General features: G+C 60.2%; 20 protein-coding genes and 3 pseudogenes. 7 read left to right on the plus strand and 16 right to left on the minus strand.

Going from position 1 to position 24,989, the window contains the following annotated elements:
* The first annotated feature begins 73 nt into the window (after positions 1-73).
* Complete coding sequence (locus tag ACODRZ_RS22855; RefSeq protein WP_488972790.1) at positions 74-1,714, plus strand: DUF4158 domain-containing protein; 1,641 nt, start codon at positions 74-76, stop codon at positions 1,712-1,714.
* On the opposite strand, the pseudogene ACODRZ_RS22860 reads toward ACODRZ_RS22855, so the two are convergent.
* The 3 genes and pseudogenes from ACODRZ_RS22860 to ACODRZ_RS22870 form a co-directional block, all read right to left on the minus strand.
* Positions 1,698-2,228 (minus strand): annotated as a pseudogene (locus ACODRZ_RS22860) (Tn3 family transposase); the annotation flags it as partial. The gene ACODRZ_RS22855 and the pseudogene ACODRZ_RS22860 sit on opposite strands and share 17 nt — an antisense overlap.
* A gap of 1 nt (position 2,229) precedes the next feature.
* Positions 2,230-3,096, minus strand: coding sequence for a recombinase family protein (locus ACODRZ_RS22865; protein WP_006953933.1), 867 nt, complete (start codon positions 3,094-3,096; stop codon positions 2,230-2,232).
* Positions 3,097-3,238: 142 nt separating this feature from the next.
* Positions 3,239-5,851 carry a Tn3 family transposase gene (locus tag ACODRZ_RS22870; RefSeq protein WP_488972791.1) on the minus strand — a complete coding sequence of 871 codons (2,613 nt, stop codon included), beginning with the start codon at positions 5,849-5,851 and terminating at the stop codon, positions 3,239-3,241.
* Positions 5,852-5,988: 137 nt separating this feature from the next.
* Between ACODRZ_RS22870 and ACODRZ_RS22875 the strand changes: the two genes are divergently transcribed.
* On the plus strand, positions 5,989-6,150 hold the full coding sequence (locus tag ACODRZ_RS22875) for a hypothetical protein (RefSeq protein ID WP_488972792.1): 162 nt from the start codon (positions 5,989-5,991) through the stop codon (positions 6,148-6,150).
* Positions 6,151-6,160: 10 nt separating this feature from the next.
* Here the strand turns inward: ACODRZ_RS22875 and ACODRZ_RS22880 are convergent, their stop codons facing one another.
* The 5 genes and pseudogenes from ACODRZ_RS22880 to ACODRZ_RS22900 form a co-directional block, all read right to left on the minus strand.
* Positions 6,161-6,820, minus strand: a complete 660-nt coding sequence (locus ACODRZ_RS22880; RefSeq protein ID WP_058539810.1) for a hypothetical protein — start codon at positions 6,818-6,820, stop codon at positions 6,161-6,163.
* Positions 6,821-6,850: 30 nt separating this feature from the next.
* A complete protein-coding gene (locus tag ACODRZ_RS22885; protein WP_058539811.1) occupies positions 6,851-7,060 on the minus strand; it encodes a hypothetical protein in 210 nt (69 codons plus the stop codon).
* Positions 7,061-7,522: 462 nt separating this feature from the next.
* Entirely contained in the window at positions 7,523-8,878 is a 1,356-nt protein-coding gene (locus tag ACODRZ_RS22890) for an IS1380-like element ISKpn23 family transposase (protein WP_003168745.1), read from the minus strand.
* Positions 8,879-8,954: 76 nt separating this feature from the next.
* Positions 8,955-9,236, minus strand: coding sequence for a DUF4158 domain-containing protein (locus tag ACODRZ_RS22895; protein ID WP_488972793.1), 282 nt, complete (start codon positions 9,234-9,236; stop codon positions 8,955-8,957).
* Positions 9,237-9,351: 115 nt separating this feature from the next.
* Positions 9,352-11,869: pseudogene (locus tag ACODRZ_RS22900) on the minus strand (Tn3 family transposase); the annotation flags it as partial.
* A 173-nt stretch (positions 11,870-12,042) separates the two neighbouring features.
* On the opposite strand from ACODRZ_RS22900, the gene ACODRZ_RS22905 reads away from it, so the two are divergent.
* Positions 12,043-12,603: a recombinase family protein gene (locus tag ACODRZ_RS22905; RefSeq protein ID WP_017184234.1), complete on the plus strand. Its 561-nt coding sequence runs from the start codon at positions 12,043-12,045 to the stop codon at positions 12,601-12,603.
* A gap of 84 nt (positions 12,604-12,687) precedes the next feature.
* On the opposite strand, the gene ACODRZ_RS22910 is transcribed toward ACODRZ_RS22905, so the two are convergent.
* Complete coding sequence (locus ACODRZ_RS22910; protein WP_145206876.1) at positions 12,688-13,173, minus strand: Cj0069 family protein; 486 nt, start codon at positions 13,171-13,173, stop codon at positions 12,688-12,690.
* 93 nt (positions 13,174-13,266) lie between these two features.
* Between ACODRZ_RS22910 and ACODRZ_RS22915 the strand changes: the two are divergent.
* Positions 13,267-14,048 (plus strand): annotated as a pseudogene (locus ACODRZ_RS22915) (IS5 family transposase).
* On the opposite strand, the gene ACODRZ_RS22920 reads toward ACODRZ_RS22915, so the two are convergent.
* The 4 genes from ACODRZ_RS22920 to ACODRZ_RS22935 all read right to left on the minus strand — a co-directional run bounded on the left by ACODRZ_RS22920 (position 13,995) and on the right by ACODRZ_RS22935 (position 17,800).
* Complete coding sequence (locus ACODRZ_RS22920) at positions 13,995-14,618, minus strand: Cj0069 family protein (RefSeq protein ID WP_160165733.1); 624 nt, start codon at positions 14,616-14,618, stop codon at positions 13,995-13,997. The pseudogene ACODRZ_RS22915 and the gene ACODRZ_RS22920 overlap by 54 nt on opposite strands.
* A gap of 88 nt (positions 14,619-14,706) precedes the next feature.
* The gene (locus ACODRZ_RS22925; RefSeq protein ID WP_017184236.1) at positions 14,707-15,375 is read right to left on the minus strand and encodes a superoxide dismutase; all 669 of its coding nucleotides are present in this window, start codon (positions 15,373-15,375) and stop codon (positions 14,707-14,709) included.
* 74 nt (positions 15,376-15,449) lie between these two features.
* Positions 15,450-16,847, minus strand: coding sequence for a chromate efflux transporter (gene chrA / locus ACODRZ_RS22930; RefSeq protein ID WP_008603799.1), 1,398 nt, complete (start codon positions 16,845-16,847; stop codon positions 15,450-15,452).
* A gap of 2 nt (positions 16,848-16,849) precedes the next feature.
* Positions 16,850-17,800 (minus strand): chromate resistance protein ChrB domain-containing protein, encoded by a 951-nt coding sequence (locus ACODRZ_RS22935; RefSeq protein WP_025160483.1) that lies wholly within the window; start codon positions 17,798-17,800, stop codon positions 16,850-16,852.
* Positions 17,801-17,968: 168 nt separating this feature from the next.
* Between ACODRZ_RS22935 and ACODRZ_RS22940 the strand changes: the two genes are divergently transcribed.
* The 3 genes from ACODRZ_RS22940 (at position 17,969) to ACODRZ_RS22950 (ending at position 19,662) form a co-directional block, all read left to right on the plus strand.
* Positions 17,969-18,859, plus strand: a complete 891-nt coding sequence (locus ACODRZ_RS22940; protein WP_008603797.1) for a DUF1259 domain-containing protein — start codon at positions 17,969-17,971, stop codon at positions 18,857-18,859.
* Positions 18,856-19,260, plus strand: a complete 405-nt coding sequence (locus ACODRZ_RS22945) for a PepSY domain-containing protein (RefSeq protein WP_235682153.1) — start codon at positions 18,856-18,858, stop codon at positions 19,258-19,260. Before ACODRZ_RS22940 ends, ACODRZ_RS22945 begins: the two co-directional genes overlap by 4 nt.
* A gap of 75 nt (positions 19,261-19,335) precedes the next feature.
* Positions 19,336-19,662 carry a Rap1a/Tai family immunity protein gene (locus ACODRZ_RS22950; protein WP_223178489.1) on the plus strand — a complete coding sequence of 109 codons (327 nt, stop codon included), beginning with the start codon at positions 19,336-19,338 and terminating at the stop codon, positions 19,660-19,662.
* A gap of 344 nt (positions 19,663-20,006) precedes the next feature.
* Here the strand turns inward: ACODRZ_RS22950 and ACODRZ_RS22955 are convergent.
* The 3 genes from ACODRZ_RS22955 to ACODRZ_RS22965 form a co-directional block, all read right to left on the minus strand.
* Positions 20,007-21,370 (minus strand): IS3 family transposase gene (locus tag ACODRZ_RS22955; protein ID WP_488963133.1). Its coding sequence is split into 2 segments (ribosomal slippage): positions 20,007-21,022 and positions 21,022-21,370, totalling 1,365 coding nucleotides; the frame shifts between segments, so codons are not numbered across the junction.
* 154 nt (positions 21,371-21,524) lie between these two features.
* The gene (locus ACODRZ_RS22960) at positions 21,525-22,499 is read right to left on the minus strand and encodes a glycyl-radical enzyme activating protein (RefSeq protein ID WP_156859321.1); all 975 of its coding nucleotides are present in this window, start codon (positions 22,497-22,499) and stop codon (positions 21,525-21,527) included.
* A complete protein-coding gene (locus tag ACODRZ_RS22965) occupies positions 22,489-24,876 on the minus strand; it encodes a pyruvate formate lyase family protein (protein WP_488972794.1) in 2,388 nt (795 codons plus the stop codon). The genes ACODRZ_RS22960 and ACODRZ_RS22965 overlap by 11 nt, the downstream gene beginning before the upstream one ends.
* Between the last annotated feature and the right edge of the window lie 113 nt (positions 24,877-24,989).

Raw genomic sequence — 24,989 nt, forward strand, 5'->3', positions numbered from 1 at the left:
GTGGGCTGCAGGGGGCTATTAGTTTCTAATGCGCTGAGAAATTCGGTATCTTCTTCGACCTTTAGGTCAAAGAATGAGCAGAAACAAGCGGCTATCAATCCTCACTGCTGCCGAGGTCGAGGATCTATATGGCGTCCCATCCTTCAATGAGTCATACCAGCGATTCTACTTTATGCTGAATGACAAAGAACTAGCGGAGATATCGAGAATAAGGCAACGCAAATATCGTTGTGTGGCGATTGCTTTGCTGGGCTACTTCAAATGCAAACCGGTCCTGCTTAACCCAAGGTACAAATCAATGCAGGACGACTTGGTATTCATAGCCCGATTTCACTATAGGGACCTTACCTTCAGGCGTTTTAGCCTGAAACCTGACCAAAAATCCCGTATCTATGCGCGTGTTCTATCGATCGTCGGCGTCAGCAACTGGAACGATAAAAGACATCAGCCACAGCTTGTCGAGCACTTGTGTACCTGTGCTGAAAGCTGGGTGGAGCCCCGAGCAGTCTTTGACGCTGCAATCGAATATTTGGCTCGCCAGAAAATCGCAATTCCCGCCTATAGTACGCTGCAGAAGATCGTCAGTCAGGTTATTGGCCAGCACCAGAAACGATTGCATGACCAGATCGACGCCGCTTGCAGCCAAGGTCTATCAACTATGTTGCTCACACTGGTTTCCGGTGAAGGCCAGTTTACATTCCAGCAACTACGCCAGAGCGCCCGCAATTTTACCGGCACCGAGTTGCAAAAAGAAATAGCCGTGTATCACCATATTCAGCCGTGGATGACGGATGTGACGACTGTACTCGAGTCACTTTCTCTCTCTCAGAAAAACCAGCAACACTATGCCGAACGGGTTGACTACTACGGAGCCAAACTTAAACGTCAATCGCTTGCTAACCAGCGCCTGTACTTGCTGTGCTATCTGCAGTCGCGGCACCAGCAGGGCCTGGAACGTATTGCGGAAGGGTTCATACATCACCTCCGGCAAGTGAAACAACGTGCGCATCAAATGGCCCAAGAACGGGTCTATCGGGATTGGCAAAAGGCAGCTCGCAATGTGAGCAAAGCTGCTGATATCTTACACCTGTTCGTTGATGACAGCATCGATCCTGATACGTCGTTTCAAGCTGTACAGCAACGGGCGTTCCAGTTTCTCAATGTCAGCGACCTGAACTCAGTCTGCCGATACCTGAGTAATCAGAAACAGTCGGCGGAGGAGGCATTTTGGCAGCACCTGGATACGGAGTCCACATTGCGAGCCGGACTGTTGCGTTCGCTCTTTTGCTGTCTGCGTTTTGACGGTACCGACAAAACGCGGCGGTTAGCCGGGGCCCTGGCCCAAGCTCGGTTGGATTTGGTCGCCGGTAATAGGCTCGGCGATGTCAGCATTGATCAGCGTTTACTACCGAAAGCCACACGGCCATTGCTGTCGAAACCCGATGGCAGTATAGACAAATCCAAGTATGAATGGTTTTTGTATCTGCAGATACCCAACCGCTTAAACGGCCAGTTGACGCTGCCGGAAGTCATTCGATATCGGGCGTTAGAGGATGATCTCGTGAAGCCAGAGATCTGGAAAAACCAGAAGGGGTCCTTGGTGGAGGGCACTCAGCAACCCAATATCAGCGAGGATCGGCGTCACCTCAAGGTTTGTGCGCCAGACAACGATTTGGCGGACATAATGAGAACACTGGCTATGCCACGAGTTTGAGGCGGGCCATGGGATCGTTGAGGGTGCGGAACTCGCCAGGGGAGAGCCGGTTTGCCCTTTGCCACAGATAGTCGCCGGTCAAACTGATATGCACCCAGCCCATCGGCGAGAGATGGGCAAGCAGCGCATCATCGAAGGTGCCGCCGGATGATTGGAGATGCTGGGCGGCCCTGTCCATATAGACGGTGTTCCAGTAAGAAATCGCCGCGATCAGCAGATTGAGGCCCGATGCCCGATATTCCTGATTCTCGATCGAGCGATCGGTGAACCGCCCCTGTCGGTTGGTGTAGATCGCGGCGGCAAGGGTATGACGTGCTTCGCCTTTATTGAGGCCGGCCTGGCAGGCGCGACGCAAGTCGGGCTGTTCAAGCCAGTCGAGCGCAAATAGCGTCCGCTCGATGCGGCCGAGTTCGGCCAGCGCAAAATCCAGCCTGTTCTGGCGCTTGTAGGCCCAGTCGGCCCGAAGCTGCGATTTTGGCCAGGTTGAAGAACGAACACTGAACGCTTGATTGATTCTACCAGGACCGTTGCTGACCACCGACCTCGTAGATATCGGCTTCCATGGAGCAATTGTAGCTCTCTGCGATGTTGAACATCTCGGAGAGGAGGCTTTGGATTTCCTCATCAAGGGAAATGCCATCCGGATCGGGGTCATAGGCGACGGTCAGTTTGTAATCACAATTGCCGTTTTTTACCATGGCGTAGTCGCGTTCCAGCATCGCCTCAATCCGCTCCCGAGCGGGTTTTCTACCTCTTCCACGCTTGTTGAAGTTCTCGATAATCAGATGCAGGGCGATGCTGGCAGTGGGCGGCTTTTCCGGCAGTTTGGTCTGTGACGGAATAATGTCGAGCGCCCGATAGACGGTCATTCGTGAGACCTTCAGGTCGCGGGCAACGCGGGCCTTGCTGGCGCCGGCGGCAAGGCGACGGCGGATTTCATCGTCATCGACGTTCTTCTTCCGGCCTTTGTAAACGCCTTCGGCGCGCGCCGCTTCGATCCCGGCGCGCTGACGATCCTTGATGAACTTCAGCTCCATATCGGCGACCATGCCGAGTATGGTGATGACCATTCGCCCCATGTCGCCCGCCGTCGTCACCTCTGGCTCAAGGATGCGCAGCGAAGCTCCCTTTTCATCAAGCTCATGCACCAGGTTCAGGACATCGCGCGTGGAGCGGCCGAGCCGGTCGAGCCGCAGCACGACCAGCTCGTCGCCGGTGTGCATAAACTGCATGATCGTTTCCAGTTCCGTGCGCCCGCTCCGCGAGGCCCCCGATCCGGTCTCGGAACGGATAATTTCGCAACCTGCATTCTTGAGGCGGCCAATCTGGATATCCAGATCCTGGTCCGTGGTGCTGACGCGGGCATATCCGATACGAGCCAAGTGCAAAATCCGTCACATTAGGGTGGCTCTTGCAGTGTATCGTCACATTGAGCGCAAACCCACCCTTTTGTGACAGACGAATGGTGTCACTCGGCCCTATCACTCTGGGGTGTACCCAAATGTTATAGGCCGATCAGCCGCCTCACGCTGCAAGCCGTCCAAAATCAATCCGGTCGTTCAGGTCGAGGTCGAAGCGGCCATAAGGGTTCACATGACTGTAGATCAACGGCGTGAGACCACGATAATCTTCCGGCGTCATCCGCCCCGCCCACTTCGGCTCAACCAGTACGGTCTGAAGCATGCGGGTGTTCACATACACCAGCGACGCTTGCAGGAGGTGTAGCGCCAGAACGGAGATTTCCTGCTCATGGATGCGGTTGGTGGCGATCTCGCCGCCCTTGCCGAAGAACACGAAACCATTAGCGCCGTTCCAGTTCTCAACCACATTCAGCCCTTCGTGGATCTCGCGGCGGAATGCCTCCTGACGCAAATACCGGCATAGGAAGATTGTTTTGACCGCGCGGCCGAGTTCACTCAGCGCCTTGTAGGTCGGGTGCATCACTTCGGCTCTGGCAAACCGGAGCAGGATCGCTTCCGGATCGGCGGTGCGCGATTGCATGGCAGCGGCATATTTGACCATTTCGTCATATTGTTGCTCGATCTCGTCCCAGTCGATCGGGCTGGAGAGGATCGGCAGTAAATTGGAAAGCCGCGTGCGCATGCCGGCTTGGGGAAGGGCCAGTTTCTGGCGTGCCACTGCTTTCAGCCGCGGGGCAAGCTCAAATCCAAGGAGTCGGCAGAACGCAAAGCCGACTGCGCTCTGGCCGTGGCTATCGACGTACTGGCGCTGGATTTCCATGTCGGTGCAATGGCGTAGCACGCCTTCGATCATGGAGGCGACCTCCGAGGAAGAGCACCGCTTGAGCTGGGAATAAACGCAGGTCGCGCGCTTCTCCACATGCCAGTAGATCATGACGCCACGGCCGCCATAGCGGGCGTGCCATTCCGTCATCAGGTTGCGGTCCCACGCGCCGAACTTCGTTGAATCGGACGCGCATGCCGTGCCCGCATCTCCCCATACTGCGGCATTGCGGATTGCCAGTGTCGCGTTTGCTACCCGCGCGCACGCCTCCCTCAGCGCTGGCGCGTGGATGAAACGGCGATGGACATGCAGCAATTCCTCGTAACTGACATCGGGTGTTGCGCCAGCGACCCGCTTGAGCCCGGCGTTCGTGCCCAAGCCATAGAGACACAGCAAAAGACGCTGAGCCAAGGCTGCTTTCGACAGGGTAACCCGCGAGGCCGACGTTTCGAAAGCATCCATCAATCCCGTGTCCAGAGCAGCCTCTTTCAACACGTCCAGCAGTCCGGTCATCGGCCAGCGCTGACCGATCTCGCTTTTGATCGAAGCGAGACCCTTCGGTTCGGGCAAGGGCTTGAACGGTGTAATCGATATCCGGTTGTCGCCGCGCCACAGGAGCCGGACCTTGTCGTTTTGTGGAATATTGGCATTGAGGAGCAACAGTTCCCGTTCAAGCTCCTCCCGGATCGAGGCGCAAAACGCCTGCGCATCTGGCGTCAGGCTGAGGCCGGAATAGTACGCATCTCGCCTGATCTCGAAGTCCTTGGGAAGATCGTCATCGGGATTGCGATAGCGATCCGCCCCGACCACCCAGATTTCTTTGGAGCGGATGCGGTCGCGCAGTTGCGTCAGGACGCAAAGCTCATAGCTGATCCGGTTTACCCGCCCATCGTCATCAATGACGGAACTGCGCCATCGCGCTGGAATCACCTCATCGATCGGAACATCCTGCAATGGCACGAAGCGGCATCCGCCATCCACCTTGCTCCTGATCCAGTCGAGGGCCGCCAGGACCGGCCGCCACACCGCGTTGTTCGACCGGAACTCAAGTACGGAAAGCAGGCTTGGCAGCATGCGCCGGTAATGATTGGCCCAGGAACCACGCATCACCTTGTAGATGCGCCGGTCCAGAGCGCCCTTCGCATGGCTCTCCTTGACGATCGCCGCCAGCTTGGCCTTACCGGCGATCGGGAAAATGACATCGCAGATGCGCCCCGATGGTTCATTGATCGAGGCGCTGGCGATCTCGACCAGCAGGCGCTCCTTTCCATAGACCCGCTCGATGTCTTTCGCGATATCGCCCACCACCTTGCGTTTCGAGCGCGTTCCGATCTTGTGAACGGTTTCGATCAGCAGGTCGATCATCGCGTCAGTGAGTTGCGCCTCCCGCGACATTAGATAAATCGCATAAAGGCCGAGCTGTCGCGCCGGCGCATGCCGGCGCATCTCCGAGGCCTTTTCACCGGCAACGCGGCGAACAATCTGATCGACCCATGGCTTGCCCGTAGCCGTCAGGAGATCATGGGGAAGATCAAGTCTCTGGATAAAGGCGAGTTTCTCGGTCACGTCGAGAATGTTGTCGAGCGTTGCCTGTCCGGCGTCACCCTTCATCCTGTTGAATCCGGTCGAGCTGTCCGGATCGGCAAGCGAGGCTTCCAATAACGCCACCGCATCTGACGAAAGCCGATCACTGGTTCCGATCAGCCAGGTGTCCAGATAATCTTGCCGTTGTGAGCGAACGACACGTTCAAGCTCCTTGCGCGACGGCCCATAAATACGCCGGTCCCGGCACCACAGGAAAACATGCTCAAGCATGGCATTGATCGACTGGCCGCCCGGGCACAGCTCGCCAGCAATCCATTCCGTCAATTGCGCGCGATCCACCCGCTTCATGCGGTGATATCCAAGATGGATCAGGATCTCCGCACAATCTTGGATCTGCCAGGTCAGGCGACCTTGCGGGCGTTCGCGCAGCTAGCCGGATCTTCTTCGATGGCATCGCCCCTTCGCTCCAGACGCTCATCGAAAAGATGGGCGAGGGCATCTATCCGGTCAACGACCGCCAGGATGGGTTTCAGACGATCGAGGACAACATAGCCGGGTATCCAACCTATGCGGGCAGCTCCCGCACATTCACGCCGATTATAGAGCCTTTGGAAGAGGTCGGTCAGGTAGCCCTGCCGCTTTGCTGAGTGAGGCCTCCTACGCGATCACGGGCTCTCTCGGGTGGAGCCGCATGGCGACAGCTTCGGCTGCACAGTCCCGCGGTTCGGGCGTCCCGATGAGGTCCACAATGACATTAGCTGAACGTTTCATGCCCTCGAGGTCGGCAGCCTCAAGTCGAGCCGCAACTGCATAGGCGACCGCCAAACTGGCGTGTTTGACGTAATCTTCCATGAGGCGAAGCTCGCCGGTGGCGCTGACGATCGCCAGCATCATCCTGTTATGAGCAAGGCTCGTCCCAATCGTGTCCCCGCCATCCGCTTCTTCGAGGAAGTTCTCAGCCAAGGCGCGGATAACAGGTAGTGCCGGCGCGCAGTCCATGGACGACAGCCTGATGATTGCCGCGGCTTCGATTGCCGCTAGTTCGGCTATCTTATCATCGAGTTGCTTGCCGCTGGGCTGGTACCATTTGAAACGGGCCCAGTCCGTCTTAATGAAACCGGTGCTCCGCAGTTCCGCAAATGCGGCGGCACCCCAGTCTGCGTCCATTCCCACGATCGCGGCAAGCGAAGCTGGGTCAGTGCCCTCATATCCGAACTTGGAACTGATGCTGCAGCGCCGAATTTGCTCCATGCACGCGTCAGGGCTGATCGCCATCCGCTTGGCAGCTTCCTGGTAGAGCTCAATCCGTTTCGCCATGCGGCAATAGTAGCATGACGGCAATTCTCATCAATCGGCCTTTGGCCAATCGCCTCCGTGTACCTCACGCTCGTATTTCGAAATACGCTTCCATGCGATGGCGATTTCGTCAAATCCATCGTTCGAGAACAAGCGTTCGCACAGGCGGTCGATTTCGTGCGGGTCGTTAGGCAAGCTCTCGTCCTCACGGTACTTTGCGACCGCGTCCATTACTTTCAGAGCGTCGTCGTAGTTTGCCATTCGGTGCTCGTTTCGACCCTGTGATCGGTCGCATTGCTGTGGACCGTATGTCAAGACTGTATCACTAACTATCAAGGGTTTGCCGGTTGTTCGATTGGGCGCATTGCCGGTTGCATTGGCGTCGAGGCAAGCCTGTCGCGTGAAAGCGTTAGACTGCGCTGCGTTGGGTCGCGCTCAGCATCAAAACCCTTGAGTCGGTATGGCGCTCCTCTGCGAGGCGGACCGCCGCAAATCTTATGACCATACATTCCCCAAGTGGCATGCCGTCTGACGTGAGCTTCGCCTGAATCCGACCGCAGGACAATCATTTTCCGTCCCGAGCGGCGTCGTCGGGCGCGCAAGGCGCTGAGACAGGGCAGATCGGCCCGCGAAGCCGCCGTGTTGTGCCCTGGTGGCGGTGTTTTTCAGCGCAGCGGACAGACCCATCCTGCCGTTTTCGTTCAGTTTGGGCGTGGATGGCGGTCATGCGCATAGCGGAGGCGCTCGCAATCGGCGGATGGCGGCGAGGATGGCGCGGACCATCGGACCGGTGACGGCCACCTCGGCCAGCTGGAAGGTGATGGCGCGGGCATGGCGGACGACACGTGCCCCGATCTTGATCAGCTTCAGTTGCAGGCTGGTCAACGACCAGTCGGCCATCGTCTCGGGCAACTCGATGCAGCGCAAGAAGATGGCCAGGTTGTAGGCCAGCGCATGCAGTTGCAGTCGCACCTCATTGTCGCGGAACTTCCGGCATGACAGCCGCGTCCAGTGGAAGGCATATTTACCTTCCTTGATGTGCTGCTCGGCGGTGCCGCGCTGGTTATAGAACCGCACCACCCAGTCGGGCTCCATCGGCAGGTTGGTGACGATGAAGCCGACACGCGGGAACAGTTCGCCCGGATGCCATTCGATCTTGGCGATCACCCGGCGTTCCTTGTCCCAGGATGCCGCCTGATACTCGAAGTCTTCGTAGAAGCGCTTGACCTTGGTCAGCGAAGGTCGCCCGACAGGGCGCGTCAGCCGATGCGCGATCTTCTCGCGCAGGACGTTGTTCGCAGGCAGCCGGATGGCGTAGAAGAATCGGGCTTCTTCCAGCCGCTCATAGATCGCGGGGATCGCGTAGGCGGCGTCAGCCCGGAAGAACCGGCCGCAAAGGTCGCGCTCCGCGTAGCGGGCGATGACGGGGTCGAGAACGTCCCGCCAGCCATCGGCGCTGTGGACGTTGCCATGGCGCAAGGCGCAGCGCTCCAGCATGCCGAACTGGTTGAACAAAAAGTTCGGGTGATAGCAGGTGCAGTCGAAATGCCCGTTCCAGGCCGCGCCCTCCTGATCGCCATGGGTGGGGCTGACCGAACTGTCCATGTCCAGAACGATGTACTTCAGCCCGTTACGGTCATGGAACCGGTCGATCCATTGGCCATTCAGGTCGGCCAGCGCGGCACGGTTCTCGGGCTGTGCCAGTGTCTCGGTCTCGAACCGTCCCATCTGCGAGGCCGAGGCCGCTTGCGCATCGACAGCCCTTCCACCCACGACCTGGCGCATCACCGGATCGAGGGCCAGGCGGTCGGCGTCGTTCACATCCTCGTATCCGGCCAGTCGCCCGAACACCGATTGCCGGAACAACCCGTCAAGCCGGTGGACCGTGTTCTTGCCGCGCCGGGTGTCGCGCAATGCTTTTGCCGCCAGATCGGACAGCCCGAGCGCGTCATCCAGCTCGCGCATCACCAGCAGGCCGCCGTCGGAACTGAGCTGCGCACCTCGGAACTCCACATGCACCCGGCGGTCGAACTCGACCCGATCTGCCCGCTTCGAACCCGCACCCTCTGGGTGATCCATCAAACGCGCCCCTCACGGCCATCAACACCATGATTTATATCGGAAATATTGAGATCCTGACAGCAAAATCAGCGATTTACTTGGGGAATGTGGGACAATGCCGTCGTGCTGTCCGACTGGAAAAGTCATAACCGGCTATCTCGCCAGCCTCGACACCGAGTTGCTCGGCCAGATACGAGAGGCCATCGGTAGGGATTGAGCCGGGATCGATCGCGAAAAACCCCAGGGAAGCGAAGAATTTCAGCTGCGCGGCGAGGCCAAGGCGCGTCAGGGCCGGCTTCGAATTTACAAAATCAATATCGGCAAAGCTCAGGCTCCATCGTCCGATCAAATCCCCGCCCGGAATACTCCGATCCATCAACCCACTCCCTATGATGGAGCGAACTGTCCTCTTCTATGATTTCCATCGTCAATACCGAATGCCACGTTCCCAAAACGTTCTCCGACTTGGCCAAAATCGCAGCTTGGGGCCGACTGGGCCTTGTAGGCGGCCAGCTTGCGCAGGATCGCGGAGGGCGCAACGGCTCCTTCCTTAATGGAGGCGACGATCCTGACGATGTCATCCCAATCGGCTTCGATCGCCGCCGTCTTGATCGTGCGGCCCATGAGGCTTTCGATGCCTTTGTAGGTCGAAGGCGCGGCGATCGAGCCGAGTTTCCGGTCGGCGATGTCGCGCAGACGGGGCACGAACCGGAAGCCGAGAAGATGGCAAAGGGCAAAGACATGGTCCGTCGCGCCGCCGGTATCAGTGTAATGCTCATGCAGCGGTAGCGCGCCGGCGCCGAGCATCAGGCCATCCAGCACGTAGGGGGCCTCGCCGGCGGTGGCCGACATGATCCGCGATCCGAACGAGGCAAAATGATCGGACAGGTGGGAGTAGATCTTCAGGCCCGGCTCGCTGCCATATTTCGCATTGATGTCGGCCGCCGCCGATCGGTTGCGGCCCGAGCGGAAGAACTGCCCATCGGAGGATGAACTAGTGCCGGCTCCCCAATGGCGCGTGAAAGGAAGATCATGGTGCGCGGCAACGATCATCCCCAACGCGGCCTGATAGTTTTCGGGCGACAAATACCAGTTGTGGGTCCAGGCAAGCTGGGCGTAGCTCACCCCGTCGCTGGCGTTGGCCATGCGCTCTAGACCCAGATTCGATCCATCAGCGAGAATGGCGGCGAGGATCGCGTGCGGGTTGTCATGCTCCTTGCCGGACCGAAGATCGCGAAATGCGCTCAGGAACCCGGTGCGCTCGGCCACCTCGACCAGGAGTTCGGTGATCCGCACGCGCGGAAGCAAGGCGTCGAGCCTGCGATCGAGAGCCTCCGCCTCGGGTGGAGTGATCGCCGGCATGGGTTGCAGCTTGAGCCGGTCGCGTTCGAGCGCCACGCCCGCGAGCCTGTTCGCCTTGAGTTGCTTGGCGAAACGGCGCAGCCGCCAGTCGAGCGTCCTTGCCCGCTCCTCCAGATAGGCGGCCGCATCGGTCTGGAATGGCAGGCTGTCGGCCACCTTATCGGCATCGCGTCGACTCAGCAAATAGGTGTCGAAGCGGCGATAATTGCGGGTTCCTTCGACCCATATGTCGCCGGCGCGCAACCGATCGCGCAGCGTGGCCATGATGGCCGTCTCGTATCGCCGGCGATCGACCTGGCCACCTTCGGTGATGAGGCGCTTCCACTGCCGGTTGGCGAATGGGAGCGGAACGCCCTCGGGCAGGCTGCGGGCCTTGCGGGCATTGGTATCGCGGATGACCTCGATGGCCTTGACCAGTTGCGATCCGCTCCCCGATGCCTTGAACGTGAATGTATCGAGGAAAGCCGGGCTGAACCGCCGCAGCGTCGCATAGCGACCAGTCGCCGCGACAAGCGCATCTTCGCCCGCCAGCTCGGCCAGCGCATCGACCTGCGATTTGGCTGCGACCAGTCTGTGCCAGCCTACCGCTTCGTCGATCAGTTCGAGCGGATTACCGCCATGTTCGACCGCCTCTCCCAGCGCGGCGATCGTCGCGCCGAACAGCCGCATAAGTTCGCCGACCGAGCGGATGCTGTCCTGATAGCGCCTTTCCCGCCCGCGCCGCGCCCGTGTGAACAGGCTTCCGACAAGCCTGTCGAACATCTGGATCGCACCATCGGCGAGCCTGGCATCGAGGTCGATGACCGCCGCGATCAGCGTCGCGCGGCGCCTGTTAAGGCTATAATCGGAGAGCAGGAACGCCGGCGCAACGCCACCTTCGCGCATGAACTGCGCGAACCGGAAGTCGGGGATTTTCGCGCCGATCGCCGGGTCGATGCCGATTCCGCGCACATAGCGTAGCCGTTCCAGCAGCCCGTTGATGTTCGCCGTGGTGGGCGCTTCCTCGAAATTGCGCAGCCAGGCCAGCGGCGTCATGCCGAAGTCGCTGTTGTTGACGATCAGATCATCGATCCGCGCCAGTTCGGCATGACCCAGGCTTTCGACAATGAGCGCCGCCGCGGCTTTGCGGGCGCGTGCCCTGCCGGCGAGGCCCGCACGTTCGAGCGTGTCTGCCGATGGAAGAATGAAGCGTTCCTGCTTCAGCCCCTCCATCAATGCGCGGACAATAGGTTCGCCCCGATCGGTCCGCTCCGCAGCTCTTGCGGCGAGATCGAGCGCGAGCGGTATATCCCCTCGCCGAAAAGGGTGTAGCCCCAGATGCCGTGCCGCAATGTCGGCATGATCGTTACGTGTTTGCGCGCGCTGGCCATAGTCGGCGAACGCATCAACATCGACGAAGAGCTGGGCGGCGAGATAGTGAAGGACCGCATCGGGGACGTCGACGTCGGGCTGCAAACCGAAGCCGGGATGCCGCATAAGCGCGATCTGCGTTGCCAGACCGAGGCGGTTGGCAGGGCGATAGCGGCGACCGACCAGTTCGAGATCCTCGGCGGCAAGGGTATAGTGGCCGACGATCGCGGTTTCGTCATGGGGGATATCGAACAGGCGACGCCTTTCTTCTCCGGTCAATAATCGCCGCCGCGCCATCCTGCCTCCATCCCGAGTCGAGAGCGACAGGCTAGCGTCAATCTGGAGTATAGCCTAACCGGACGTCAGGATGCAGCGGCGGTTTCTGTCAGGATAGGGTTATGGCAAGCATTTATTGACGCATGTTCCGCCGTGTCATAGAATTCAACCTGACATTTTGACCGGAGGCGGCGATGAAAGGCCAGAGGATCGGTTACGTCCGGGTGAGCACATTCGATCAGAATGTCGATCGCCAGTTGGACGGGCAGTCGCTCGACCGGATTTTCACCGACAAGGCATCGGGCAAGGACATCAACCGCCCCGAACTCGATGCCATGCTCGCCTTCGCCCGCGAGGGTGACACCGTCGTGGTCCACAGCATGGATCGATTGGCGCGTAATCTCGACGATCTGCGCAAACTGGTTCAGTCCCTCACCAAAAGAGGCGTCCGGATCGAGTTCGTGAAGGAAAGCCTGGCCTTCTCGGGCGAGGATTCCCCGATGGCCAACCTGATGCTCTCGGTCATGGGTGCGTTCGCCGAATTCGAGCGCGCCCTGATCCGGGAGCGGCAGCGCGAAGGCATTGCGGTCGCCAGACAACGCGGTGCTTATCGCGGGCGGAAACGTTCCCTCTCCGACGAAATGGTCGCCGAGCTGCACCGCCGTGTTGATGACGGCGAGCGCAAGGCCGTCATCGCCCGTGACCTGGGGATCAGTCGCGAAACCCTCTACCAGTATCTCCGCGCTGCCACCTGAGCCGGTTTCACCCAGCCTCGCTCACCCTTAGGCTTGTCTGATTGATACGACCAATGTCACGTCTCTTGAATTGCTTGAATCATATCAATGAGGATTGGAGGTCTCCTTCGTCAAACGAATGGCAAGAGCGCGACCGATTGCCGCTGCGGCGACTGGCTGGACGGCGCTTGGCGGAAATGGTGCAACCGAACTAGCATTGATCTCGCAAAGCGCATAGGAGCCATCGCTGATGGCTTCACCAGGGCGAAATAGGAAGTCGGCGTCCCAAAGAAGCGGAAGATCGTGGTCGACGATCGACAGCAACCTTTGCATCTCTGGAATCCAGCGATCCTCCATCGCTTTCCGTAAGGCTGCGAAGCGCGTCACCTCCGGTCCGAACATGGCGCGGCCCATCGGCTGTGGGGTTGACGACGTTGTATCAATGGCCGTTGGCGTCATCAGCGCAGTGATCAGGTTGTGCCCAAAGCCAACCACTCGGTGCCCGCACACGTAGCAGCGGACCATGCCCTCGGACGACTGCGGCTGATAAGCCTGATCGATCAGCACGCCGCCGTCGTTTAGAAACGGCACCCACCTTTCCAAGCACTCGGCTAGGCCCTGTTGACATAGTGGATTCCCAGCGGGTGTGATCTCTGATTCAAGGCTTCCTTTTTGGAGGTGGCTTTGGGTCGAGGCGACGTGTCGGACGAGGAATGGGCGGTCATCGGGGCGCTGCTTCCACCGGAGCGCGGCCGCAAGGCGCGGCCGTCGCATGACAACCGGCGGTTCCTGAACGGAATGCTGCACGTTCTGCGGGTAGGCTGCCCGTGGCGCGACATGCACGAGCGCTATGGCAAGTGGAACTCGGTCTACGTCCGGTTCCGGCGCTGGGCCGAGCAAGGCGTCTGGGACGCGATGCTGACGACGTTGGTCGATCTGGGGCTTACCGACGACTGGCAGCACATGATCGACAGCACGACCGTCCGCGGCCATTCTCAGGCAGCGGGCGCTAAAGGGGGACCTGCAAGGAGGGCTTTGGTCGAAGCCGCGGCGGCTTTACGAGCAAGATCCACGCCCGCTGTGACGGTCAGGGACGCCCTCTTGGCTTCGTCCTGACCGGGGGCGAGGTCTCGGATTACCGTGCCGTGCCAGCGCTGCTCGACATGCCCGTGCCCAAGCCTGACGCCTTGCTCGCCGACAAGGGCTATGATGGCGACGCCGTCCGCGAAGAGCTGCTGTGGCGCGGCATCCTGCCGATCATCCCGCCCAAGGCGAACCGCCGTAAGCCGGCGGCTTGCGACTTCCGGCGCTATCGGGACCGCAACCAGGTCGAGCGGCTGTTCAACCGCCTCAAGCAATCCCGCCGGATCGCCACGCGCTACGACAAAACCGCAACGTCCTTCCTCGGCTTCCTATGCCTCGCTTCCGCAAAGCTGTGGCTCACCCACTATGTCAACAGGGCCTAGGCTGATGCGCTCCGATTTGCTTCCTTGGCGGGCCTCTTGAACTTTCACCGACGTTTTCAAAGCCGGAGCGTTTCCCGCTTCGTCTAGTTGGACACGCCATACATTCCTGCCGCCGTTGCCGTAGTTCGGCTTCAGCACGCGCGGGCCTGCGGCAAGATGTTCGGGGAAACGAGCGCGAAGGCCTTCAGCGTCCACGTATCGATCGACATCGCTGCCCCATTCCATGGATCGCGTTGTGTAGAGCACTTCCTTGACGCCGATTTTGGCGATCACGTCAGGATGCGCGCTGACGACAACGCCGCACCCCGCGACTTCGCGCAGCATTGGATCGAGCTGCGAGCGGTCGCCTGAAATGTCCAACGGATTCACCCAGACCAGCACTGCGTCGCACGACAGCAGCTCGTCCCGAATCTCGCGAACCGCCTCGTCCCTGTACAGTACAGGCCTTGCGGTCGCCCCGAGCGCCCGCAAGGCCTGCATTATCGGCCACTGCCGGGCTTCATGAAAGCGATGCGTCCACTCGGCTGCTTTCCCACGCCAAAGAAGAGCGATGTTCGGGCCGGATGTCATTGTTGCATCTCCCCATCGGACCTGTCCCCTTTGTGGTCGCGAACTCAGGTGTCGCGCAGCAGTGGGTGTTAAGCCACGGCGGTCGGGTTCAGCCGCCGCCGCGCAAAGCCGCGGCATAGCGCCGGTCGACCACTTCCCAGTCGATGTTGCGGAAGAAGGCGTCGACATATTTGGCGGCGGCGGTGCCGTAATCCATGTGGAAACTGTGCTCGTACATATCGAGCGCGAGCAGCGGCACGCCGGCAATCGCACCGTGCATATGATCCCACGCCCAATGGTTGTGCAGCGAGCGCGTGTGGAGATTGTAGACGAGCACGCACCAGCCCGATCCGCCGGCAAGGCTCATCCCGGTACGGCGGAAGTCGGCTTCCCAGCGGTCGAACGAGCCGAACGCCGCGCCCAGCGCGTCGCGGATGGAACCGGCTGCCTGGCCGTTGCCGCCGAGCCCGTCGAAATAGACCTCATGGAGCACGACCGAGCCGGTGCGGTGCAGCTCCTCGCGCTTCAATCCGCCATAGACCACCGGCGGCAGGTCCGTGTCAGCGAGCGCGGCGGCAAGTCGTGTCTCGATCATATTCAGGGCCTTGACCGAGCCCGCATAATTGTTCTCGTGGTGCGATGTGATCAGCCTTTCGGAGAGGCCGTGAAGCCTGGCGGGATTGAACCTGAGCGGCTTGACCTGATGATTTCCGGCAAAGGCGGGGACAGCCGCCGGCGCTGCGGCCGGCGTCTGCGCAGAGGCTTCGTTGATAGTCATGGCGGCGGCTCCGATGCCAAGAGTTGCGATTGCACTGCGTCGGGAAAGATGGTCGATCGTCACGCGTCACTCCTTCAGATGATCATTACATATGCGGCCCCGAGGACCGAGCAGACGCCGAGCACCGGCAGCATGCCGGCCTTGAACCGGAACATGGCGAGTATCGCACCCACCGCGAGCGCCAGCGCCGGCCAGTTGACGGACGTTAGGACTGGGAGATCGATGGTGCCGGCTGCGAACGGCACTTCGCGGACTTGCTCGAACAGAGTGTGGATACCAAACCAGACCGCCAGATTGAGGATCACGCCGACCACTGCGGCGGTGATCGCCGAAAGCGCGGCCGACAATGCGCGGTTGCCGCGCAGCCGCTCGATGAATGGCGCGCCGGCGAAGATCCACAGGAAGCATGGCAGGAAGGTAACCCAGGTGGTGAGGATTGCGCCGAAGGTCGCGGCGACGAGCGGCGGCAGCCCGGTCGCTTCGCGGAAGGCCGCGAGGAAGCCGACGAACTGCGTCACCATGATCAGCGGCCCGGGCGTGGTCTCGGCCATGCCGAGCCCGTCGAGCATCTCGCCGGGCTGGAGCCAGCCATAGGTCTCGACTGCCTCCTGCGCGACATAGGCGAGCACCGCATAGGCGCCGCCGAAGGTCACCACCGCCATCTGGCTGAAGAAGGTGGCGATGCGGCTGAACACGTCGTCGGGGCCGAACGCGAACAGCAGCGCTGCGACCGGCCCGAGCCAGAGCAGCAGCAGGACGCCGGAGATGCGCAGCGACCAAGAGAGGTTCGGCCGGGCATGGTCGGGAAGGCCCTCGCCAAGAGCGGTGTCGCGGTCGTGGATTATCTCAGCGCCGGCGGGACCATGTCCGCCGCCGCCCTTGAATGCGGCGTAACCAGCGCGGCCACCGAAGAAGCCGATCAGCGCGGCGGCAAGCACGATCAGCGGGAAGGGCACGTCGAGCACGAAGATCGCGACGAACGCCAGCGCGGCAAAACCGCGCATGACGTTGTTCTTCAAGGCACGCGAACCCACCCGGACCACCGCCTGTAGCACCACCGCCAGCACGGCGGCCTTCAATCCGAAGAACAATCCCTCGACCAGCGCCACTTCGCCGAGCAGCACATAGACATAGCTGAGCCCTAAAATCGCGAGGAAGCCGGGCAGCACGAATAGCGCGCCCGCGACCAGGCCGCCCTTGGTCTTATGGAGCAACCAGCCAATATAGACAGCTAGCTGTTGCGCTTCAGGGCCGGGCAGCAGCATGCAATAGTTGAGCGCGTGGAGGAACCGCTCCTCGCCGATCCAGCGCTTCTCCTCGACCAGGATGCGATGCATCACCGCTATCTGGCCCGCCGGTCCGCCGAAGCTGAGCAGCGCGACCCTGATCCAGACGCGCACCGCCTCGCCAAAGCTGATGCCGTGCTCGTGCAGCGTCTCGACTGCGATTTCAGCGCGTGCGCTGGCCTCCATCTTTAGTCCTCTTTTCGCCGGGTGAAGTGAGCATAGAATCCGTCGAGCGCGGTCGATCCGCGCGCGATCCGCTCCTCGTCGTCGTCGGTGCCGGCACAGATGCCGGCGATAAGCGCGCTCACTCCCGGAGTTTCCGGGCGCTCGAACCGAGCATCGGCAATATCAAGGTCGTGAACAATTTCGCCGAGCGCCCGCAGCGCGGGGTCGGTCTCGAGACCGGTGAGGAACACCAAGGTCTCGAAGGAGCAGCGGTCGCCTTCGTGGGTGAACTCAGCGTCCGCCATGTCGAACCTCAGTTCGTCAGGCTCCGGCACATATCCTTTGCCCTCGACGAACTTGAAGCTCGCCTCGGGGTCGATGAAGCGGCGAATGAGCCAGGCGGACGCGATGCGATCGACATGGACATGGCGGCGCGTCACCCAAACGCGGCGCTTTAGCTCCGCCGGGGTCAGCTCGGGCGCACCGGGGCCGCTCACATCGGGATGTTGGTGAGAGCGGCGGTCCGCCTCGGTGATGGCGGCCTGTGCCGCCTGCCGACCATGCGCACCGAAAAAGTCGATCGCGGCGACCTCGTTCAGGCGTTTGCGCAGGCGGCCCACATCCGCCGCCGCGACATACTCGCCCTCACACAGCGCGCGCGCCTCGCGTGCCAACTCCTCATAGTCGGCGTCACGCGCAGCGTCGAACACTCCGCGCAGCTCCGCATCGCCCATGCCGCCGACAAGGCGCGCTTCGAGGATCAGCGCCTCGCCGCCATTTTCGGTGATCTCGCGATGCAGTTCTTCGAACAGCGCGCGCGTGTCCTCGCGATTGGGGAGCGCATGGACGGCGTTCTTGAGCGGCGCGGCCCCGATCGCCTGCAAACGCCGCCAGACCTTCACCCGCAAATAGGCAGGCTTAGCCGGAAGCTGCGGGATCAGGAGCAACCAAGGGGAAGCTTGTGTGTTTGTCATAGTTGTATCGTCACTAGCCTACAAGTGTAAGGGTTGCATCACAAGCCTCATGAGCATAGGACTGCTTATCCCGAAGAAAGAAACCGGAGCGCAATGTCGCGGCTCGCCGGCGGCGCGCTCGCATGACGTGAGGCTTTCCGTGTCGAGTGCGCTGATGAAGGATCAATTATGCTGAAAAAGACCATCGCCTTGGGATTCGCCAGCCTCCTGCTGGCAAGCCCGGCATGGGCAGCGCCGGACTGGTCGGCTGTCGACCGGGCGATAGGACGAGCGGGGGCCGAACAGCCGGGGGGCGTTCACCGCTACAGCTTCCCGCGTTCGGACCTGAGCGTCACGCTGGATGGGGTGACGATCAAGCCCTCCCTCGCGCTCGGCTCTTGGGCGGCGTTTCAGCCGATGGGCGACGAGGCGATGGTGATGGGCGATCTCGTGCTGACTCACGACGAGGTGAACCCCGTTTTGAGCCGCCTGCTCGCAAGCGGTTTTACGATCACCGCGCTCCACAATCACCTGCTCCGCTCTTCGCCTGCGACCATGTACATGCACATTGCCGGCCACGGCGACCCGGTGAAGCTCGCGGCCGCGCTCCGGCAAGCGCTATCAGCCAGTCGGACCCCGCTCGCCGCGCCGCAATCGCCTTCGGCCAGCGCAGCCGCATCGCGGCTCGACCTCGATGTGGCCGCGCTCAACCGGTTGATGGGCGGTGAGGGCAAGACGGCCGGTGGCATCCTCCAATACAGCTTTCCGCGCGCCGAGCGGCTGATGGACGGCGATATGGAGACTCCGCCGACGATGGGCACGGCGACCGCGATCAACTTTCAGCCAACCGGGGACGGCCGAGCCGCCATCACCGGCGATTTCGTACTTGTCGCAAACGAGGTCGATCCGGTCCTGCGCGTGCTGCGGACGAACGGGATCGAGGTCACGGCGCTGCATAATCATATGCTAAACGACGAGCCGCGGCTGTTCTTCATGCACTTCTGGGCCAACGACGACGCAGCCAAGCTCGCCCGTGGGCTGCGCGCGGCGCTCGACAGGATGAACAATCAGAGGAGTTGAACTCGGACGACGGCTCATTGGGCCGTAACCGCCGCCCGCCCGACCCCACGGCCCTTATGCAGGAAGTGGAATGGAACATGGGTAGCAAACGAACTCTCACTGTTGTCGCAGGCGTGGGCGCGGCCGCGCTGGCGATCGCGGGCGTGGCGATCGCGCAAAACCACGAGGCGAACGAAAACCGGATAATCGGCAAGCACAGCGAACGAGACATCCCGCTTGCTCAGGTGCCCGAGGCCGCGATGAACGCGGCACGCGCGCAACTCGCGTCAATAAGCAAAGCGGAGCAAGTCACCCGAAAGGCGGACGGAAGCACGCTCTATGAAATCAAGGGCAAGAACAGCGACGGAAAGACGATCGAACTGTTCGTCACGCCCGAAGGCCAGGTGCTCGGCCGCGAATGATGGATCAGCACGGGGCGCCGGCCGTCGAGGGCCGTGCGCCCCTTCCGAAATGATACTGCGGAATAGGAGACGAAAATGCGGCCAAGGCGATGGATATTGTTATGCGCCGCTTTGGCCGCCCTGCCTGATAGTGCGATCGGCCAAACCGAACCCGCGTCGGCGACGGGCTCGGCGTTGTTCGTAAGCTGTCAAGCGAATGAGCCGCGATGCGGCGCTTACCTCCAAGGCGTGCTCGACATGATGATCGTCGCGCGAAAAGCGGAATGCCGCGCTCCACGCTATGACCGATCGGCGCTGCGCGCGGCATATTTACGCTGGGCGGAGCAGAATAGCTATTTTATGAGTGTTCATATGGTGGCCGGAGCTGAACGCTCGTTAGCGAAGGCTTGGCCATGTCAGTAGCATCGTACCCCGCGGCGTAGCCTGCCCGGCGGCTGCCTTTGAGGGCAGGCGGAGCGTCCGCCTGGCGGTGAATTCCGCCAGCTCAACGATCCCATGTCGCGCCTCAAGCTCGCTAATTAGCCGATGTTCGCATTATGTCTGCCAAATCGTTGTCTGGCGCACAAACCTTGAGGTGACGCCGATCCGAAACGTCTGATTCCACGCATGGCGGATGAGCTGACCCTTCGGTTGCACGAAGTCAGCCACTATTTGGAGCGTTCAGATACCAGGTGTCCGTCGTCAGAACATTTGGCGCAGATCGCGGCGTAGATTAGCGGAGTGCGGGCCTCGTCTGGGGATAGATGTTAGGCGGCGAGCTTGCGGTGCTGCAAGCGCCGATGTTCGATGGTTTGTCGCTTGATCCTTTCGCGCTGTTTGATGATGGCTGGCGCCCTGCCGCAGTAGGCGTCGGCGGGCGTCACGTTGTTCAGGCTCTCGTGGTAACGCTGGTGGTTGTAGTGCTCGACGAAGGCCTCGATCTGGGCCTCCAAGTCGCCGGGCAGGAAGTAGTTCTCCAGCAGGATGCGGTTTTTCAGTGTCTGGTGCCAGCGCTCGATCTTGCCCTGGGTTTGGGGATGACACGGAGCGCCGCGGACATGGCTCATCTTCCGGGCCTCGATGTATTCCGCCAGTTCGCCAGCAATGTAGCTGGGGCCGTTATCGCTGAGCAGCCGGGGCTTGTGCAGCACCGTGGCGCTGTCGCAGCCCGAGGCCTTGAGGGCGAGGTCCAGTGTGTCGGTCACATCCTCGGCTCGCATGTTGGTGCACAGCTTCCAGGCGATGATGTAGCGCGAGAAGTCGTCGAGCACGGTCGACAGGTACATCCAGCCCCACCCGATGATCTTGAAGTAGGTGAAGTCAGTCTGCCACATCTCGTTCGGGCGGGTGGTCTTGGTGTGGAACTGGTCGGCCGCCTTGATCACGACATAGGCCGGGCTGGTGATCAGGTCGTGGGCCTTGAGCAGCCGGTAAACCGTGGCTTCCGACACGAAGTAGCGCTTCTCGTCGGTGAAGTGCACGGCCAGCTCCCGGGGGCTCAGCTCGGATTGTTCCAGCGCCAGCTCGATGATCTGGTCGTGGATATTAGCCGGGATGCGGTTCCACACCCGGCTCGGCGCCGATGGCCGATCTTCCAACGCCTCCGGCCCGCCTTCAAGGTAACGGTCATACCAGCGATAGAATGTCCGGCTGGGGATGCCGAGCTGGTCCAGCGTGCGCTTGGCAGGCAGGTGTGACTGCTCGACGATCCTGATGATCTCGAGCTTCTCGGATGCGGGATACCTCATTCGTCGTCGCCCCCATCCGCTATCATGCTTTTTTTGAGCAACCGGTTTTCCAGCGTCAGATCGGCCACGCATTCCTTCAGCGCACGGGCTTCGCGGCGCAGGTCCTGCACCTCGCCGGTGGTCGCGGCACGGGCAGTGTCGCCCGCCAGGCGGCGCTTGCCCGCTTCCATGAACTCCTTCGACCAGGTGTAGTACAGGCTCTGAGCGATCCCTTCCTTGCGGCACAGCTCGGCGATGCTGTCTTCCCCGCGCAGGCCATCCAGCACGATGCGGATCTTGTCCTCGGCCGAGAAGTGGCGACGGGTCTGACGCCGGATGTCCTTCACCACCTGCTCTGCAGGGGCCTTGGCTGGCGATTTTGCATTGGAGGATCTGGGCTTCATCTTCGTTCCTTCGTCACTACGACGAAGCCCAGATCCTCCTTAAATCACAACCTCAAATCTGTGCCATGGGCGCTGACGGCGGACAATGGACAGATTGATTATGGGTTATAGGTAAAGCGAAATCAGGAAGGCGCCGGCTGTCTGAGCTGATACATCACCTGTGACAATGGACGTGAATACCTCTGGACTCAAAAATCTCCGTACAGCGGTCAAGCTCCGCGTCCGGCATGAACTTGCCTGTCCCTTCACCGAAGTCCAGACGCTGGACACTGCCGAAGCGTGGCAGCTTGTCGAGCCAAATCGGGTTGTACGGCAAGATCTGCATGTTCTTTACGCCGTTCTCGAGCATAAAGTCAGCAATGGCACTGAGGTTTTCATCTGTGTCGGTGATAAAGGGCACCAACGGGACCCGCGGCAGAACCTCGATCACCGAATCCCGTGCCAGGGCCTGGACCTTCCTGAAGTTCTCATGAATAGAATGGTTGGGAACGCCGCAGTACTGCTTGTGCGCATCGCTGTCCATCAACTTGAGATCAAAGTAGATGGTGTCGGTGTAGGGCAATACCAGATTTTCAAATACCTTGTAATTGAATAGGCCCGCTGTCTGGATCAGCGTGTGGACATTCCGCTGCTTCAGCCGCGAAAACAGTTCGCCGACCGAATCCATCTGCATCAGTGCCTCGCCGCCGGAGACAGTGACACCGCCGCCGGAGGCCTCGAAGAAGGCCTCGTCCTCAAGCACCTTCTCCACCAGCTGATCCATGTCGATGTCATTGCCACAGCGCTCCAGTGCACCTGACGGGCAGACATCAACGCACTTGAAGCACTGGGTGCATTTGTCGCGGATGATCTTGTCGGGCGAACTCAGGTCGATCGCCTGCTCGGGGCAGGCGTCAGCACAGTCGTGACAGCTGATGCACTTCTCTGCATCATAGGAGAGTTCGTAACCGGTGTTGATGCTTTCCGGATTCTGGCACCAGGTACAAGACAGCGGGCAGCCCTTGAAGAACACCACGCTGCGAATACCCGGCCCGTCGTCCAGGGTGTTTCTCTTGATGTCGAAGTACAGCGAAGCCTTCCTTGGCTCGGTAACTGCTATCGCATCAATCAGGCTTGCATCAGGCCGCATTACTGCTCCGGGATATCACCTCATCCTGCATTTCAGGTGACAGATCGTTGAAGTACGCCGAGTAGCCCGATACCCGAATCAGCAGGTTGGGGTGCAACTCCGGGTTGTCCCGTGCCTCAATCAGGATTTTCGGATCCAGCATATTGGCCTGCACCTGCATACCGTGCCGTTTGAAGTACACCTTGTACATGCTACCCAGTGCACTCTTACCATCGTCACAGTCGTAACTGGAGGCATCCAGCTTGATATTGAAGTTGATGCCATTGGCAAACTTCTTGAAATCGATCCGGTTCATCGAATTGATCAAGGCGGTGGAGCCACGCTTGTCTGCACCGTTTTCCGGCGCAAAACCCGAGGCGAAGGTCTCGCCGGCACGACGGCCATTTGGTGTGGCATTGATCAGCCCGCCGAAGTGGGTGTGGGAAGTGTTGGAGTACACGCCCGCCAGGTACTGGCCACCGCGGGTATTCTTGCCCAGGGCGTGAATGGAATCGGAGTAGTGATCCCCGACCCACTTCATCCAGGCATCCGCCTTGGGAATATCGTTGCCAAATTTATCGATGCCTTTCAGCCTGGTCCGCACAACCTCATCCGAGAGATTGTCTTTCAGGTGAGCGACCAGCTCCTCAAGGGTGAGCCACTTGTCCTCGAACACAGCACTCTCAATGGCCCCCAGGGAATCGGCCACGACCGCCATGCCGGTGCCCTGGATACCGGAGAAATTGTACTTCGCGCCACCCTGTGTAGAGCAAACACCCTGCTCGAGACAGCCTTCCAGCGTAGCGCTGGTGATCGGGGTGGGGTGGTACTTGGCGTGGAACTGTTCACACTTCTGCAAATCCGCGTGCAGCTTGCCCAGCTGATGCTTCACCTGCACCTTGTAGGCGTCCAATACGTCATCCATGCTCTTCATGCTGGAGACCGGGGGTGTCTTGACACCGATCTGTCGGTCAGAACCAAACTGGCACCCCTCGTTGAGCGCCATTTCCAGGGCCAGGGCCATGTTGTACATCCCGGCGTCGGTGGAACCCAGGGTCTTGCCCGGCGCCGTGGGCTCAACACAGCCGATGGCGACATAGTCCCTGGCATCCTCCAGGGAATAACCGACATTCATCATGGACTCGATGATGGTCTCGTCGTTATACATGGCGGGCGCCGAACCCGGGCCGAAGTTCACCCGGATGACCTCATCGTAGAATGCCTTGGGTGTGTTCTCGTGGAGACGGACGTGGAAGTTGGGCTGGCGCATGCGCAACTCATCGGCGAGCTCCAACAAAATGAAACTCAGTTCATTGGTCGCATCGTTGCCCTCGGAGTCCTGACCACCGATGGTCACTACCTCCCAGCTGGTCAATCCACCGAGCGTGCTGGTCAGCTCGTCGGAGTACATGGGGATGGTTTCGCATAGCTTTACGCAGAAAGCTCCCAGAATATCTTTCGCCTCTTGTCTTGAAATACGTCCAGCCGCCAAATCCTCTTCATAGTAGGAATTCAGGAATTGGTCCACGCGGCCCGGACAGGTGGTTTCACCTATTGTCTCCTGGAAAATGGCGATGTGGGTGAGGGTCATTGATTGGACCGCTTCATAGAAACTGGTTGCGCCATAACGTGGTACGCGAGCGCAGACCTCCGCAATCCGCTCTAGATCAAGTTTCCGCTGAGGGTCCGCTTCAGCCTCTGCCAGCCTACGCGCCTCGGTCGCATAGCGGTCACCAAACTCTGCCAGCGCATTCATTGAGATTTTCACAGACTGGTAGAAGTCCAGCTTGGAGGGATCGTTGGTTTGTGCCTCGAAGGCCTCCACCTCGGCGATGATGCCCTCGGCACCCAGTTTGATCACTTTCTCGTAGCCGGGTGCCAGGTGAGCAATACCACCAGCCTCATACAATTGGTACTGCAGTGCTTCAATCTGCTCCTTAACAAAGCGCATCTGCTCTTCCTGCCCGTCAAAGGCAAGATAAACCATATTCTTGTCCATCCAGAACGGAATATATGACTGGAGTTTTGCCTGCTCGTCTTCGCTGATCTCGAGAGGATTGACCTTGCGGGTGGGTAGTTTGTCGACACCAATCATTATGCCCAGACCGCCCAACTCCGGATAACAGATGCCGGCGACCCGTTTGGCGGTGAAGTTGCCAACAATCAGCTCGTCAGGATAGATTTTCACCGTTTTGTTGGCCAGGACGTGGCGTGTCGCTTCAGCTATCTGAACGGCCGTAGATTTCCCATCGTTGGCCTCATCCATGTAATACTCTGACCAAAGCACTGCGCGCTCGATGCAGCCACCGTAGGTAGCCTCGTCGACAGCTTTCTTCAGGCGAGCGACTCGAGCACCATCTTCCAGTGACTGACCAACGACATTAGTAATTGCATTCATATTTCACCTCGCGTCTCAGCGCTTGACTCAAAAGTTTAATATTGTTTTTGAAGCTACGTGTCAACGGCGGAGCAAAAGTCGGCCATGGGGCGGCGTAAAACCAGGCCATCGTG

It is taken from the genome of Novosphingobium sp. FG90 (assembly GCF_057808725.1).

Coding starts and splice junctions, on each gene's coding strand:
- ACODRZ_RS22965 (WP_488972794.1), bottom strand. CDS start 24,876: ATGAATGCAATTACTAATGTCGTTGGTCAGTCACTGGAAGATGGTGCT.
- ACODRZ_RS22905 (WP_017184234.1), top strand. CDS start 12,043: ATGAAAGGCCAGAGGATCGGTTACGTCCGGGTGAGCACATTCGATCAG.
- ACODRZ_RS22925 (WP_017184236.1), bottom strand. CDS start 15,375: ATGACTATCAACGAAGCCTCTGCGCAGACGCCGGCCGCAGCGCCGGCG.
- ACODRZ_RS22875 (WP_488972792.1), top strand. CDS start 5,989: ATGGGCGAGGGCATCTATCCGGTCAACGACCGCCAGGATGGGTTTCAG.
- ACODRZ_RS22935 (WP_025160483.1), bottom strand. CDS start 17,800: ATGACAAACACACAAGCTTCCCCTTGGTTGCTCCTGATCCCGCAGCTT.
- ACODRZ_RS22880 (WP_058539810.1), bottom strand. CDS start 6,820: ATGGCGAAACGGATTGAGCTCTACCAGGAAGCTGCCAAGCGGATGGCG.
- ACODRZ_RS22940 (WP_008603797.1), top strand. CDS start 17,969: ATGCTGAAAAAGACCATCGCCTTGGGATTCGCCAGCCTCCTGCTGGCA.
- ACODRZ_RS22960 (WP_156859321.1), bottom strand. CDS start 22,499: ATGCGGCCTGATGCAAGCCTGATTGATGCGATAGCAGTTACCGAGCCA.
- ACODRZ_RS22950 (WP_223178489.1), top strand. CDS start 19,336: ATGCGGCCAAGGCGATGGATATTGTTATGCGCCGCTTTGGCCGCCCTG.
- ACODRZ_RS22890 (WP_003168745.1), bottom strand. CDS start 8,878: ATGGATCACCCAGAGGGTGCGGGTTCGAAGCGGGCAGATCGGGTCGAG.
- ACODRZ_RS22855 (WP_488972790.1), top strand. CDS start 74: ATGAGCAGAAACAAGCGGCTATCAATCCTCACTGCTGCCGAGGTCGAG.
- ACODRZ_RS22895 (WP_488972793.1), bottom strand. CDS start 9,236: ATGGATCGGAGTATTCCGGGCGGGGATTTGATCGGACGATGGAGCCTG.
- ACODRZ_RS22870 (WP_488972791.1), bottom strand. CDS start 5,851: ATGAAGCGGGTGGATCGCGCGCAATTGACGGAATGGATTGCTGGCGAG.
- ACODRZ_RS22885 (WP_058539811.1), bottom strand. CDS start 7,060: ATGGCAAACTACGACGACGCTCTGAAAGTAATGGACGCGGTCGCAAAG.
- ACODRZ_RS22920 (WP_160165733.1), bottom strand. CDS start 14,618: ATGACATCCGGCCCGAACATCGCTCTTCTTTGGCGTGGGAAAGCAGCC.
- chrA (WP_008603799.1), bottom strand. CDS start 16,847: ATGGAGGCCAGCGCACGCGCTGAAATCGCAGTCGAGACGCTGCACGAG.